Below are 13056 nucleotides of genomic sequence, written 5' to 3'. Positions count from 1 at the left end.
TGGCGGGGGCAGAGCCCCCACTTGTTGCGTGGCTCAGTACGAGGCTGAGCGAAACTTCCTTGATCAGAGGTCTTCGGATTCCGGCTGCGTCAGTTCCAGCGGTGCCGCCTCGCGGGCGCGTAGATCTGCGACACCGAGGGGTTCGTCAGGGCGCGACAACCGATTGCGTACCACCCAGAGCAAGCGATTTTCGGCGCGCGTGATGGCGACATAGGCGAGCCGTTTCCACAGCGGCTGGCCCGCTTCGACACGACCAGCGCGCGAAGCCGCATAGATGTCGGGGGCGAACACCTGGACTGCGGGCCACTGGCTGCCTTGAGATTTGTGGATCGTCACTGCGGCGCCATGCAAAAAGGTCGCGCCCATGCGCGCGGCGTAGGGGATGAAGGGTTCTTCCTCGTCCGGCTTTTCGATCTTGACGATCGATGCCGCAGAAACCTGCGGATTTTCGGCACCGACGACGTGCAGGCGCGAAAATCCGGGTTTGGCGCCGGGGCCGAGGTAGATGACCTGTGCGCCCTTGATCAGGCCGCGTGCCTCAAGATCCTGGCGTTTCTTGCGGTGCTTCAGAGGCAGTTCAATGCCGTCACAGATCAGCGGCTCCCCCGGCAGAAGCGCATCTTCCGGCGCGCCGTGGACGGAGCGGAAGGCGTTGATCAGGCGGATGCGCGTGGCGTTGCGCCAGACAAGGACTGGCGAGCGTGCCATCAGGCCTGCCTCGACCCGCTGTGCCCAGACCACGCGTTCGTCGCGTTGCGCGGCTTCCTCGATCATCCGCTCGAAGCGGTAGAAATCGACCTGAGGGTCGGCGAGGGCGTGGGCGAGGTCGAGGATCGGGTTGTCGGCCTCCTGTCGGTGGATGCGCGACAGCACCAGCTGGGCCGGGGCGGGCAGCGTCTCAAACACCATCTCGCCGGATTGCCCGACGGGGGCGAGCTGCGCCGGGTCGCCGAAGATGATCAGGATCGGGAAGATCTCGCAGAGGTCCTGGAACTGCTTTTCGTCGAGCATGGAAGCCTCGTCGACGAAGCCGACGTCGAGCGGGTCATCGCGGCGCTTCCAGCCGGTGATGAAGTCAGAGCCGCGCAGGCCCGCCACGGCAAGCGCCCCGGGGATCGATTTATTGCCCGCATAGAACAGTTTGGCACGGTCCATCGCCTCGTCCGTCAGACCCTCGACGACGGGGCGCTCGCCCTGCCCTTCCAGCCATTCGGCGACCTTTTCGTACTCCGGGTCATAGACCGGCGTATAGAGGATGCGGTGGATCGTGGTGGCGCGCACGCCGCGCAGGCGCAGCACCGAAGCGGCCTTGTTGGTGGGCGCAAGGATTGCCAGACTGCGACGCTCACGGCCGCGTTTGGGTTCGTAATCGCCCGATACTATGGCGAGGCCCGCAGCCTCGCAGGCTTCGGCCAGGGCGCTGAGCAGCAGGGTCTTGCCCGAGCCGGCCTTGCCGATCACCGCCAGAACCCGGCTTTTGCCGTCCCGGGCCTGAGCGGTCGTGCCCTCGACAAGATTGATGCCCGCTTCGGCCAGAGCCTCGGCGATACGATCGAAGGCGTCGGCCTGATCATGGGAAAATGTAAGCGCCGGAACAGTCATGGTGCGACGCTACTATCTGGGGGCAAAAAGCACCAGACGGATACGGGCTCCGCGTGGCAAAAGCGGTCGGGCGTCAGGCTGTTTCGTCCTGCCCCGGATCGTCGCCCGAAACATCCTGTACGGCGCTGTCGGGGCCGTCGGGCGGCGGCGTCGCATCCGGATGGCTGGACATTTCAGCATGCGCCACGCGCCTTGCGATCCTGAGCTGGTCGGCAAAGGCCGTGAGACCGCGCTGTTGCGCTGCCTCTTGCAAATCCGCCAGGACATCGATCATCCAAAGATTGGATCTCATACCGGAAACCGCGCTGAACAGGGCGACGGCATAGCGACCGTCAGCCGGTGTTTGCAGCCATCACAATGCCATAGGTCAAAGGACAAAGTCTGAAAGCCGCTTGTTTACAGAAACTTGCAGGATCATCTTTGAAAGATCGAATATTTTGACTATCGCGTCAAGAAAATGTCCACGTGGCAGGACGGGCTTACCCTTGGGCGGTCAAGGTTTAGGCACGCCTGACGGCGCTCGATAGGTGGGTATTGCTGGACCGGCCACGTCGGGACCGGAACCCGCAGCCTGGCCCAAGGGTGTCAGTTGCGGCGGTAGCCTGCGGGCGGGACGGTGTAGTAATAGGCCGTATGCTCGACCTCGTTCGGGCGGCGAATATTGGCCTCGTTGCGCTTGCGCACGATCTCTTCCTTGGTGACGCGGGTGGCGATGGCCAGCTGGTCCACCACAGCCATCATGCCGCGATCGCGCGCTGCCTCCTGCAGATCGGCAAGGACGTCGACCATCCACTGGTCCGACGCCATACGCGGAATGGCCAGGGACGCAAGGTCCGCTTCAACTCTGTTCTGTCCACGCATGTTCATCGCTCCCCATGAAAGACGGTGCGAGTGCCCCGGATGCGCCTGAAAGACAGTGTCAGGCGCGCCCATCGACTCGCCTGTCACATTGTCATTATGGGCCTTAAGGAGGTGTTACCGACCGGCTTCCAGAACATCTTCAACTGTACGCAATCCGGTGCGGGGCGCCTGCACCAGAACTGCCATATTCCCCGGTTTATGCTGGTTTTTCAGCATCTTCATATGGGCGGCAGGAATCTCGTCCCAAGGAAACACTTCGGACATACACGGATCGATTCGCCGTTCGATCATCAACTTGTTGGCCGCCGCCGCCTGCTTGAGATGGGCAAAGTGCGAGCCCTGCACGCGCTTCTGGTGCATCCAGAGGTAGCGCACGTCGAAGGTGCAGTTGAACCCGGTGGTGCCAGCGCAGATCACGATCATGCCGCCCTTCTTGCAGACCAGCGTGGAGACGGGAAAGGTCGCCTCGCCCGGGTGTTCGAACACGATATCGACGTTGTTGCCCTTGCCGGTGATGTCCCAGATCGCCTTGCCGAACTTGCGCGCCTCGGTGAACCACTCCTTATACTCGGGCGTGTTGACGGTGGGCAGCTGGCCCCAGCAATTGAACTGCTTGCGGTTGATGACGCCCTTGGCACCAAGGGCCATGACGAAATCGCGCTTGTCCTCCTCAGAAATCACCCCGATGGCATTGCCGCCCGCCGCATTGATCAGCTGGATCGCGAAGGAGCCGAGGCCCCCCGACGCGCCCCAGACCAACACGTTCTGACCGGGCTTGAGCTCATGCGGGTGGTGGCCGAACAGCATGCGGTAGGCGGTGGCCAGCGTCAGGGTGTAGCAGGCGGATTCCTCCCACGTCAGGTGCTTGGGGCGGGGCATCAGTTGCTGCGCCTGCACACGGGTGAACTGCGCGAAGGAGCCGTCGGGCGTCTCGTAGCCCCAGATCCGCTGCGAGGGGGAGAACATCGGGTCGCCGCCATTACATTCCTCGTCGTCGCCATCGTCCTGATTGCAGTGGATGACGACCTCGTCCCCCACCTTCCAGGAGCGCACGGAGGAGCCGACGGCCCAGACGATCCCCGAGGCATCCGAGCCCGCGATATGGTAGTCGGCGCCATGCCCGTCGAAGGGCGAGATCGGCACGCCGAGGCCCGCCCAGACGCCGTTGTAGTTGACGCCTGCGGCCATGACGAGGACCAAAACTTCGTTGCTTTCCAGCGTCGGGACATCAACGATTTCCTGCTGAAAGCTGGTGTCCGGGTCGCCGTGACGTTCGCGCCGGATCGCCCAAGCGTACATCTGGCGCGGCACATAGCCGAGGGGCGGCAGCTCGCCCACCTCGTAGAGGTCCTTTTGCGGTGCGTCATAGGGCGCGATGCCCAAATCGGTGTCCAGAGCCATGACAACCTCCTCCGGTCGTGAATTGCCGCGATGCAGAATCGCTCGGTATGGCTTTGGGATAACTTTCGTCGCGCAACAATGCAATACTTGTGTGATCTGTTTTGTAATTTTATTTCTCAGTGAATCTTCACTCCGCGCGCACGGGAGCACAGCTACGCCGCGTCGCGGCGAATTGACAGAACCACATTATTCCGGATACGAACGCCTAAGCGCAATTAAATTACCCTACGAAATCTCATGAGGCCCGCTATGACCCAGACCACGCCAGACAGCCCGACCCGCGACCGCCCCTGGCTGTTCCGCACCTATTCCGGGCATTCCACGGCCGAAGCCTCCAACGCGCTCTATCGCAGCAACCTTGCGCGCGGGCAGACCGGGCTGTCGGTGGCCTTCGATCTGCCGACGCAGACGGGCTATGACAGCGATCACATTCTGGCGCGGGGCGAGGTTGGCAAGGTCGGCGTGCCGGTCGGGCATATCGGCGACATGCGCGCCCTGTTCGACCAGATCCCGCTGGCCGAGATGAACACCTCGATGACGATCAATGCCACAGCACCCTGGCTGCTGGCGCTCTATATTGCGGTGGCCGAGGAACAGGGGGCGGAGGTCGCGGCGCTACAGGGGACAGTTCAGAACGACCTGATCAAGGAATACCTGAGCCGGGGCACCTATATCTGCCCGCCGAAGCCCAGCCTGAAGATGATCGCGGATGTGGCCGAGTATTGCTATGCGCATGTGCCGAAATGGAACCCGATGAACGTCTGCTCGTACCACCTGCAAGAGGCCGGGGCGACGCCGGAGCAGGAGCTGGCCTATGCGCTGGCCACCGGCATCGCGGTGCTGGACGAGCTGCGGCCCCGGGTGCCTGCTGCCGATTTCCCGGCGCTGGTCGGGCGTATCAGTTTCTTCGTCAACGCGGGCATCCGCTTCGTGACCGAGATGTGCAAGATGCGCGCCTTCGTCGATCTCTGGGACGAGATCTGCCTTGAACGCTATGGCGTGGAAGAGGAGAAGTACCGCCGTTTCCGCTATGGGGTGCAGGTCAACTCGCTGGGCCTGACCGAGCAGCAGCCCGAGAACAACGTCTACCGTATTCTGATCGAGATGCTGGCGGTGACGCTCTCCAAGAAGGCCCGCGCGCGTGCCGTGCAGCTGCCGGCGTGGAACGAAGCGCTCGGCCTGCCCCGGCCCTGGGATCAGCAGTGGTCGCTGAGGATGCAGCAGATCATGGCCTATGAGACGGACCTGCTGGAGTTCGACGACCTGTTCGACGGCAACCCGGCGGTCGATGCCAAGGTCGCCACGCTGAAGCAGGCCGCCCGGGCGGAGCTGGCCAACCTCGGGGCCATGGGCGGCGCGATCGAGGCGATCGACTACATGAAGGCCCGTCTGGTCGAGAGCAATGCCACGCGCGTCAACCGGATCGAGCGCAACGAGATCACCGTCGTCGGCGTCAACCGCTGGCGCGAGGCCGAGCCTTCGCCGCTGGTGGGCAGCGACGGGGGGATCATGACCGTGGACCCTGCGGTCGAGGCGCAACAGGTGGGTCGCCTCACCCAATGGCGGGCAGCGCGCGACGCTGACGCGGTTCGCGCGGCGCTCGATGCGCTGCGCGAAGCGGCCTCGGGTGGTGATAATATCATGCCGGCCTCGATCGCGGCGGCCAAGGCGGGCGTCACCACCGGAGAATGGGCCGCCTGCATGCGCGCGATCCACGGCGAATATCGCGGGCCGACCGGCGTCGCCGCCGGGGTCAGCAACCAGACCGAAGGGCTGGACGAGATCCGCGAGGCGGTGAATGCCGCCAGCGACAGCCTCGGGCGGCGGCTGAAGTTCGTCATCGGCAAGCCGGGGCTGGACGGGCATTCCAACGGTGCCGAGCAGATCGCCTGTCGCGCCCGTGATTGCGGCATGGACATCTCCTATGAGGGCATCCGCCTGACGCCGGAGGAAATCGTCGCCCGCGCCCGCGCCGAGGAGGCCCATGTCATCGGGTTGTCGATCCTGTCGGGCAGCCACATGCCGCTGGTCGAAGACACGCTGGCGCTGATGCAAGCCTCCGGGCTGGGCCATATCCCCGTCATCGTCGGCGGCATCATCCCCGAGGACGACGCGCGCCGCCTGCTGCAGATGGGCGTCGCCCGCGTCTATACGCCGAAGGATTTTGAGCTGAACCGCATCATGATGGACGTGGTGGCACTGGTCGCGCCAGCCCCTGTCGCGGCAGAATAGGCGGGACTTGCTGTGCTGCGCCTCTCATCGTGTTAGGTCTGGGCCAAACAGCCCGGAAGGAGACCGCCATGGCCGATATCACCAGAACAGCGCGCATCACGGGGCGCGTGCAGGGCGTTGCCTACCGCGCCTGGGTGCGGGGGCAAGCGGGCAAGTTCGGCCTCGGCGGCTGGGTCAGAAATTGTGACGACGGCGCGGTCATGGCGCTGTTTCACGGCCCCGAAGCGCAGGTCGAGGCGATGATTACCGCCTGCTGGAGCGGCCCTGTCGCGGCCTCGGTGCGCAATATCGAGACCGGCAGCGGCACGCCGCCGACAGAGCCCGGCTTTCACATCCAGCGCTGAATTTTCGCGCAAGGCGCGGCGTCAATCGGCAAACAGCCGCGCGCCCGCCTGCCCTCGCCGCATCGCTCATGGAAGTTTACCCTTCGCAGGGCCAGAGAGGGCCCCATGCGCAAGATCTCTTCTCTTCTGGCCTGCGGACTGGCTCTGACGTTCGCCGCCCTGGCGCCGAGCGCCGCCGTTTCCGGGGCGGCCGAGACAAGGCTGCTGCGGCCACGTGCCATCTCCTATGCCTCCGAGGGCAGCTATGCCCTGTCGTTCAGCCGCAACTGGGGCTCTCTGGCCTTCGACATCTTTACCCCGCAGGCCGCCAGCCTTGGGCCAGACGGCCTCGGCTCGGCCAGTTTCAACCACATGGCGCTGGCCTATAGCGGCAATGACACGAACCAGAACGGGCGTCTGAGCTTTGGCCGGGTCTGGCGCAGCAGCCTGTCAGAAAACCGGGTCTTCGGCCTCAACAGCTATCTCGACTTCGGCAAGAAGGCCGAGATCGATGCGGTGATGGCGCAGGCGAGCTTTGGTGTCGAATATGAGGTGGCCCTGAAAGGCGCCTATTCCGCGACCAATCTGACCTTTGGCGGCAACCTCTATCTGACGTTTCAGGATTACACTCAGGCGCGCTTTACCAGCAGCGCCTGGGTGCCCCGGCGCGGCCTCGACAGCTATGTCGCATGGACGCAGCAGATGGGCGACGGCTTGCAGATGGGCGCCCGCGCCAGCCTGTTTCAGTACCCTGCCACCAACACCCGGCAAGCCCGTGGCATCGGCACCCTGTCCCTGACCAGCCGGGTGACGCGGGGCCTGCCGCAGGGCACCTCGCTGAGTGCGGCGCTGAGCGGGCGCTATACCCCGGGCGAGACCCTCGCGCCCCGGCTGAAGCTGCAGTTGCGCCGCGCGCGGCCCGTGATCCATGCGCAGGGCAAGCGCCCGGTGGGGGATCTGCAGCCCAGCCGCGCCTGCCATATCCGCCCGGGAGCGACGCCGCTGGACCAGCTCGATTGCGGACGCCGTGCCTATACGCCGCGCAAGATGCACGAGTATTACCGCCTGAAGGGCGCGAAGGCCGAGGGCACCGTCACCGTGCCTGCGCCAGAACGGCAGTTGGGCTATGGCACGCTCTATGTGCCCTGAGGGGGTGTTTTTGCGCAGAGCGACAGCACTTTGCCCCTCACACTTGCGCCATTCCCGGCCCGGTGATCAGCGATCGCCTTGCCCCTGCGCGTGAACCGCTTAGGTTGGCGGCGAAAGTGCAACGGAGGCCGCATTCAAATGACGTTCAAACAAGTGGAACTGGGCCGCGGCGGACCAAAGGTGCCGCAACTGGGATTTGGCGCAATGTCGCTGGCCGGCATGTTCGGTGCGACGGACGAGGAAACCAGCCTTGCCACGCTCGACGCCGCGATTGCCGGGGGCATCACCTTCTGGGACACGGCCAATATCTATGGCATGGGGATCAGCGAAACCGTGCTGGGCAAGTATATCGCCGCGAAAAACCCGCAGATCACGCTGGCGACCAAGGCCAGCATCGTGGCGGGCCCGCCGCGCAGCATCGACAACTCCTACGACCATCTGCGCGCGGAGCTGGAGGGGTCGCTGAAGCGGCTCAACGTGGAGCGCGTCGATCTGTTTTATGCGCATCGTCACAACCCCGCCACCCCGCCCGAGGCGCTGGCCGAGACCATGCAGCGGCTGATCGAGGCCGGGCTGATCGGAGGCTATGGCCTGTCCGAGGTCGCCCCCGGCACCGTCGCCCGGGCCCATGCCGTCAGCCCGGTGCGGGCGGTACAGAACGAATATTCGCTCTGGTCGCGCCAGCCGGAGCTGGGGCTGATTGATCTGTGCGAGCGCCTCGGCATCGCCTTTGTGGCGTTTTCACCGCTGGCGCGGGGGATGTTCGGTGAGGTGTCGGTCAATCCGGCGGATATGCGCGAGGGCGAGTTCCGCAAAGAGAACCCGCGCTTCATGGAGCCGAACTATGGCTACAACCTGGCCGCCATCGACGGCTTTCGCGCCTGGGCGCACGGCAAGGGCTGGACGGTTGCGGCGGCGGCGCTGGCCTGGGTCATGGAGCGGGGCGAGCATGTGATCCCGATCCCCGGCACCCGCACCCCGGCGCATCTGAACGAATGGCTGGGCGCGGGGGATATCACGCTCAGCGCGGCGGATATGGCCGAGATTGCGGAGCTGCTGCCGGTGGGGTTTGCCCATGGCGATCGGTATTCCGATGCGCAGGCGGTGTCGGTCGAGCGCTACTGCTGAGGGTGCAGGGGGCTTTGCCCCCGCCTCCCCAAGGGGAGGCCCCCCAGAATATTAGGGGCAAGAAGAAGCTGGGCCACCGTGGGTGCCGTCATAGGCGTTGCGCGCGGGGGGCTGCCAGGAGCTGAGCGTTTCGGGATCGGGGGTCAGCACCTCGATCCCGAGGGGGTGGCAGTGCGCGGTGTCGGAGCTGTGTTCGGCGGAGCAATCGCCGCCCGGGCAGGCGCTGAGGGCGCCGAGCAGGTTGATTTCGGCGAAGAAGGTTAAGCTGTCACCGGGGCGGACCGGGCTGGCCTTCATGAAGTATTGTCCGGTGTCGCGGGTGAAGCCGGTGCACATGAAAACGTTCAGCACGTCATGCACGAGGGGTTCGGCCTGGTGCAGGGGGACGTTGAGCGCATCCGCGAGGGCGCGGGTCAGGTTGGAGTGGCAGCAGTGGTGGTACTGCGTGCCCGCCAGCAGATGGCCGGTGTAGGGGTCGCAGCGGGTGCCGATGACATCATGCACCGCGCCGCCGAAGGCATCGATGCCGTACCAATCGAGCGTATCCGCGACAATGGTGGCCATGGGGCGCAGGTGCGGGAAGGATGACCAGAGCCGGTCGCCGGTGCTGACATGGGTGCCATGCAGGGCGCGGGTCTTGCCGGAGTAGAATCGCTCGGACAGATCCTCGGCGTTCCAGAGGTTGAGGTCGCCGACTTGGGGGCCGCCCTCGCAGGTGATGCGGAAGAAGGAGCCGGCGGGGACGCGGAAGGTGGCGGCGTCACGGGGCGGCGCGGTGACGCGGGCACTGGGCTTCGCAGTTGCGAGGGCCCTCTGGTAGAGCGCGAGGTCGGGCTGGGGCAGCGTCTCTACGGGGTAGCAGATGACGGGCGGGATGGCGCGGCGGGCGTCGGCATCTTCGGGGGCGTGTCGCATGATCGGGCCTTTCCTCTGCGGGTTGCGCCACAGAACCGCGACAGCGGCGCAGGTGCAAGAGGGCGAGGCGGGAAGATCTCTCCTCCCGCCGCGCTCTGGCCGCGCGGATCAGTTCTGCAGCACGACGATATCCAGCGGCGGGAAGCCGTTGAAGCCGATCGAGGCATAGGTCGAGGTATAGGCGCCGCAGTTGCGGATCACGAAGCGGTCGCCCGCGCGCAGGCCCAGCGGCAGATCGACGGGGCGCTTTTCATAGAGCACATCGGCGCTGTCGCAGGAGGGGCCGGCGAGGATGCAGGGGCCGGTCGGCTCAAGGTCGCGGTCGGTCAGGAACTGATAGCGGATCGCCTCGTCCATGGTTTCGGCCAGACCGGAGAACTTGCCGATGTCGAGGTAGACCCAGCGATGCAGATCATTGTCGGACTTGCGCGAGACCAGCAGCACTTCGGCGGCGATGGCACCGGCTTCGGCGACAAGGCCCCGCCCCGGTTCGGCCATGATGCGGGGCACGGTGCCGAAGCGTTCCGCGATCAGCTGCATGACGCGGGCGGCGTAGGGGGTCGGGCCGTCAATCGCCTCGCCGTAGTACGCCGGGAAACCGCCACCGATGTTGAGCAGGGAGAGGTCGTGACCGGCGGCCTGCACCTCGGCCCAGACCTCGGCCACCTGATCCAGCGTCGTGGTCCACATCTCGGCCCGCCGGGTTTGCGAGCCGACGTGGAACGACAGCCCCACCGGGCGCAGGCCGAGCGTGACGGCGTGGTCCATCAGGCGCACGACATGGCTGCGCGACACACCGAATTTGCGCGACAGCGGCCAGTCGGCCTGCGAGGCATCGACGATGACGCGGATATAGACATCCGAGGCCGGGGCGTGTTCGGCGATCTTGTCCAGCTCTTCCTCGGCGTCGGCGGCGAACAGGGTGAGGCCAGCGCCATAGGCGAAGGCAATGTCGCGCGGCTTTTTCACCGTATTGCCGAAAGAGATCAGATCGGGCTGGGCACCGAGGGACAGGCAAAGCTCGATCTCGGCGCGCGAGGCGGCGTCAAAGCCTGCGCCAAGCGCCACCAGCCGCTCGATGATCTCGCGCTGCGGGTTGGCTTTGACGGCGTAGTGGATATGGGCGCGGCCAAGGCCTGCCTTCATCGCGTGGTACTGGGACTCGACCCGGTCGATGTCCAGCACGAGGGTCGGACGATCAAAGCGGTTTTGTCGGATGAAGGTTTCAACGCGGGAGGCAGGGCGCATGGGGGCGCGCGCCGAAAAATCGGTTACGTTCACGTTCATGGTCATCTCCAATAGACCCGGCCATCTATGACCGCTCACTTCCAAGGGAGACGTTACCGTCGCTACGTAACCTTAGGGCTGTCAGCCCTTTCGCCAGAGGCGCGTGCGTTGGCGTCTGTGAGCGGGATATTGGGCTGATCGCGGATTCGATCAAGGGCCATTTTGCAGGCTCGGCCAAATCTGTCCGATCCTGCGGTTCAGTCAGGGTCCGCTTGTGCGGTGCTGACCCCTAACCTAGTGCCCGCACGTTAGATTTCAATCACTTGGCCTTGGCGATGCAGATCTTTGGCGGCGTGGTGCCGTCGACCCACGCCTCCGCGCCGCAGGCGGAGCAGCGGAAATAGGTCTGCCCGTCGCGGTTGCGCGAGCGGTCCATGCGCCAGCGGCAGCCCCGCGTCGACGGGTTGGAATAGATCCTGATCAGAACGATCGCGATGACCAGAAAGATGGGGGCAAAGATCATGGCGGAACTCCTTTTTCACCTGTCAGCGCACGCAGCTCACGTGCCGGGGCGGCGCAAGGCAGATCGCTCAGAGGCCCTTCAAAACGCAAACCGCGCAGCCCGAGGGAGACTGCGCGGTTCGCGTCGGCCTGCCTGTTGACCAAAGGTCACTCAGGCGGCGTAGGGGACATACTCCGGGGCGCTGACCTCAGGCGCGGCAGCAACAGCAGCCAGCGGCGTGAAGTAGGAGAGCGTCTCTTCGAGGAGCGTCAGCGCCTCGGCGGGGGAAATCTGGGGGCGCTGTTGAGCGGTCTTGGTCTGAATAGTCTGTGTGGTGCTGGTCATGCGAGGGCCTCTTTACTGTCTCGCCTCCCTGTCCTTCCATATGGGCTTCGGGGGCGCGAGGGGAATGGACATTCCTGCACATGCGCTATGCCACCCGCGCAAAGCTCAGGGGCCCGAACGGCACGGAGCAGCCGGTTTTAGCGAATATCCGGATCCCGAGCATGCAGGAACGCTTGTGCGGCGGCGCAACTTGGTGCATTTGCTGGCGACACGCGCCAACCGTAAAGGACGCCCGCAATGGACTACGGAAAACAAGGTGCTGCCAAGCTCCACAAAGATGCCCCGCGCTACAAGGGCGACAAGTCGAACAACGGCAAGGATGCCGGTATTGGCGGCGCTTCTTCGAAAGAAGAACTGCTGGCCCGCATGAAGGCCGCAGCAGAGGCCAAGAAGAAGGGCTGAGGCCCTCCCCTTCGCCCTGCCAGTGACGTGCCCCACCGCAGCCTGCCCGGACATCTGACCGGGCGGGTTTCTCGCCGTTTTCGGCGCGGATGGGCAGAGAATGCGGCTGCAGCGCAGCATTGAAAGACGCAAAAGGCCCCGGATCGCTCCGGGGCCTTTTTTCTGGTCTCTCACATCAGATCAGACGGTGCGTTCGACCATCATCTGCTTGATCGACGAAATCGCTGCGGCGGGGTTCAGACCCTTGGGGCAGGTCTTGGCGCAGTTCATGATCGTGTGGCAGCGGTACAGCTTGAAGGGGTCTTCCAGCTGATCGAGGCGCTCTGGTGTCGCCTCGTCGCGGCTGTCGATGATCCAGCGGTAGGCGTGCAGCAGGGCAGCCGGGCCGAGATACCGATCGCCATTCCACCAATAGCTGGGGCAGGACGTCGAGCAGGAGGCGCACATGACGCACTCATACAGACCGTCGAGTTTCTTGCGATCCTCGATCGACTGGCGCCACTCTTTCGCGGGCCGGTTGGTCTTGGTCTCAAGCCAGGGCATGATCGAGGCATGCTGCGCATAGAAGTGCGTCAGGTCCGGGATCAGGTCGCGCACCACAGGCATGTGGGGCAGCGGGTAGATCTTGATGACCTTCGACTTCACCTCATCCAGCCCGAAGATACAGGCCAGCGTGTTGCCGCCGTCGATGTTCATCGCGCAGGAACCACAGATGCCTTCCCGGCAGGAGCGGCGGAAGGTCAGCGTCGGATCGATCTCGTTCTTGATCTTGATCAGCGCGTCCAGAACCATCGGGCCGCATTTATCCATATCGAGGAAATACGTGTCGATGGTCGGGTTAGCGTCATCATCCGGGCTCCAGCGATAGATCTGGAACTTGCGAACGTTGGTGGCACCCTCGGGTTTCGGCCAGGTCTTGCCGGTCTTCATCCGTGAGTTCTTGGGGAGCGTCAGTTGTACCATGTCGTC

14 protein-coding genes are annotated in these 13056 nt (G+C 64.6%); 5 read left to right on the top strand and 9 right to left on the bottom strand.

Features of this window, described 5'->3' with window-relative positions:
• Window positions 1–63 precede the first annotated feature (63 nt).
• The 4 genes from F3W81_RS20385 to ccrA form a co-directional block, all read right to left on the bottom strand.
• Complete coding sequence (locus tag F3W81_RS20385) at window positions 64–1602, bottom strand: ATP-dependent DNA helicase (protein ID WP_193081402.1); 1539 nt, start codon at window positions 1600–1602, stop codon at window positions 64–66.
• A gap of 73 nt (window positions 1603–1675) precedes the next feature.
• Window positions 1676–1894: a hypothetical protein gene (locus tag F3W81_RS20380; RefSeq protein ID WP_193081401.1), complete on the bottom strand. Its 219-nt coding sequence runs from the start codon at window positions 1892–1894 to the stop codon at window positions 1676–1678.
• Window positions 1895–2187: 293 nt separating this feature from the next.
• On the bottom strand, window positions 2188–2463 hold the full coding sequence (locus F3W81_RS20375; protein WP_193081400.1) for a hypothetical protein: 276 nt from the start codon (window positions 2461–2463) through the stop codon (window positions 2188–2190).
• 114 nt (window positions 2464–2577) lie between these two features.
• Window positions 2578–3864 (bottom strand): crotonyl-CoA carboxylase/reductase, encoded by a 1287-nt coding sequence (gene ccrA / locus F3W81_RS20370; protein WP_193081399.1) that lies wholly within the window; start codon window positions 3862–3864, stop codon window positions 2578–2580.
• A 249-nt stretch (window positions 3865–4113) separates the two neighbouring features.
• Between ccrA and F3W81_RS20365 the strand changes: the two genes are divergently transcribed.
• The 4 genes from F3W81_RS20365 (at window position 4114) to F3W81_RS20350 (ending at window position 8696) form a co-directional block, all read left to right on the top strand.
• A complete protein-coding gene (locus F3W81_RS20365) occupies window positions 4114–6096 on the top strand; it encodes a protein meaA (RefSeq protein ID WP_193081395.1) in 1983 nt (660 codons plus the stop codon).
• Between the two features lie 68 nt (window positions 6097–6164).
• Window positions 6165–6440: an acylphosphatase gene (locus tag F3W81_RS20360; RefSeq protein WP_193081394.1), complete on the top strand. Its 276-nt coding sequence runs from the start codon at window positions 6165–6167 to the stop codon at window positions 6438–6440.
• Window positions 6441–6545: 105 nt separating this feature from the next.
• Window positions 6546–7568: a hypothetical protein gene (locus F3W81_RS20355; RefSeq protein ID WP_193081392.1), complete on the top strand. Its 1023-nt coding sequence runs from the start codon at window positions 6546–6548 to the stop codon at window positions 7566–7568.
• Window positions 7569–7706: 138 nt separating this feature from the next.
• Complete coding sequence (locus tag F3W81_RS20350; RefSeq protein WP_193081391.1) at window positions 7707–8696, top strand: aldo/keto reductase; 990 nt, start codon at window positions 7707–7709, stop codon at window positions 8694–8696.
• A gap of 51 nt (window positions 8697–8747) precedes the next feature.
• Here F3W81_RS20350 and F3W81_RS20345 read toward each other — a convergent pair whose 3' ends face one another.
• From F3W81_RS20345 to F3W81_RS20330, 4 genes are all read right to left on the bottom strand, one after another.
• Entirely contained in the window at window positions 8748–9611 is an 864-nt protein-coding gene (locus tag F3W81_RS20345; RefSeq protein WP_193081390.1) for an urea carboxylase-associated family protein, read from the bottom strand.
• Window positions 9612–9719: 108 nt separating this feature from the next.
• Window positions 9720–10898: a type III PLP-dependent enzyme gene (locus F3W81_RS20340; protein ID WP_193081388.1), complete on the bottom strand. Its 1179-nt coding sequence runs from the start codon at window positions 10896–10898 to the stop codon at window positions 9720–9722.
• 259 nt (window positions 10899–11157) lie between these two features.
• Window positions 11158–11361 carry a hypothetical protein gene (locus F3W81_RS20335; protein ID WP_193081387.1) on the bottom strand — a complete coding sequence of 68 codons (204 nt, stop codon included), beginning with the start codon at window positions 11359–11361 and terminating at the stop codon, window positions 11158–11160.
• Between the two features lie 150 nt (window positions 11362–11511).
• Window positions 11512–11685, bottom strand: coding sequence for a hypothetical protein (locus tag F3W81_RS20330; protein WP_193081386.1), 174 nt, complete (start codon window positions 11683–11685; stop codon window positions 11512–11514).
• Window positions 11686–11922: 237 nt separating this feature from the next.
• Here F3W81_RS20330 and F3W81_RS20325 point away from each other — a divergent pair, with 237 nt between their 5' ends.
• On the top strand, window positions 11923–12087 hold the full coding sequence (locus tag F3W81_RS20325) for a hypothetical protein (RefSeq protein ID WP_193081385.1): 165 nt from the start codon (window positions 11923–11925) through the stop codon (window positions 12085–12087).
• Between the two features lie 180 nt (window positions 12088–12267).
• Here the strand turns inward: F3W81_RS20325 and F3W81_RS20320 are convergent, their stop codons facing one another.
• Window positions 12268–13050 carry a succinate dehydrogenase iron-sulfur subunit gene (locus F3W81_RS20320; RefSeq protein ID WP_193081384.1) on the bottom strand — a complete coding sequence of 261 codons (783 nt, stop codon included), beginning with the start codon at window positions 13048–13050 and terminating at the stop codon, window positions 12268–12270.
• Window positions 13051–13056 lie beyond the last annotated feature (6 nt).

It is taken from the genome of Pseudooceanicola spongiae, from assembly GCF_014899185.1.
In the GTDB taxonomy this organism is placed as follows: Bacteria; Pseudomonadota; Alphaproteobacteria; order Rhodobacterales; family Rhodobacteraceae; genus Pseudooceanicola; species Pseudooceanicola spongiae.
Note: the sequence above shows the minus strand (reverse complement) of the source record. Positions and strands in the feature narration are given on the sequence as shown.

Excerpts from the sequence above, each read along its gene's own strand:
- F3W81_RS20380 (WP_193081401.1), bottom strand. The coding sequence starts at position 1,894 with ATGAGATCCAATCTTTGGATGATCGATGTCCTGGCGGATTTGCAAGAG.
- F3W81_RS20355 (WP_193081392.1), top strand. The coding sequence starts at position 6,546 with ATGCGCAAGATCTCTTCTCTTCTGGCCTGCGGACTGGCTCTGACGTTC.
- F3W81_RS20330 (WP_193081386.1), bottom strand. The coding sequence starts at position 11,685 with ATGACCAGCACCACACAGACTATTCAGACCAAGACCGCTCAACAGCGC.
- F3W81_RS20365 (WP_193081395.1), top strand. The coding sequence starts at position 4,114 with ATGACCCAGACCACGCCAGACAGCCCGACCCGCGACCGCCCCTGGCTG.
- F3W81_RS20320 (WP_193081384.1), bottom strand. The coding sequence starts at position 13,050 with ATGGTACAACTGACGCTCCCCAAGAACTCACGGATGAAGACCGGCAAG.
- F3W81_RS20335 (WP_193081387.1), bottom strand. The coding sequence starts at position 11,361 with ATGATCTTTGCCCCCATCTTTCTGGTCATCGCGATCGTTCTGATCAGG.
- F3W81_RS20325 (WP_193081385.1), top strand. The coding sequence starts at position 11,923 with ATGGACTACGGAAAACAAGGTGCTGCCAAGCTCCACAAAGATGCCCCG.
- F3W81_RS20350 (WP_193081391.1), top strand. The coding sequence starts at position 7,707 with ATGACGTTCAAACAAGTGGAACTGGGCCGCGGCGGACCAAAGGTGCCG.
- F3W81_RS20340 (WP_193081388.1), bottom strand. The coding sequence starts at position 10,898 with ATGAACGTGAACGTAACCGATTTTTCGGCGCGCGCCCCCATGCGCCCT.
- ccrA (WP_193081399.1), bottom strand. The coding sequence starts at position 3,864 with ATGGCTCTGGACACCGATTTGGGCATCGCGCCCTATGACGCACCGCAA.
- F3W81_RS20385 (WP_193081402.1), bottom strand. The coding sequence starts at position 1,602 with ATGACTGTTCCGGCGCTTACATTTTCCCATGATCAGGCCGACGCCTTC.
- F3W81_RS20360 (WP_193081394.1), top strand. The coding sequence starts at position 6,165 with ATGGCCGATATCACCAGAACAGCGCGCATCACGGGGCGCGTGCAGGGC.
- F3W81_RS20345 (WP_193081390.1), bottom strand. The coding sequence starts at position 9,611 with ATGCGACACGCCCCCGAAGATGCCGACGCCCGCCGCGCCATCCCGCCC.
- F3W81_RS20375 (WP_193081400.1), bottom strand. The coding sequence starts at position 2,463 with ATGCGTGGACAGAACAGAGTTGAAGCGGACCTTGCGTCCCTGGCCATT.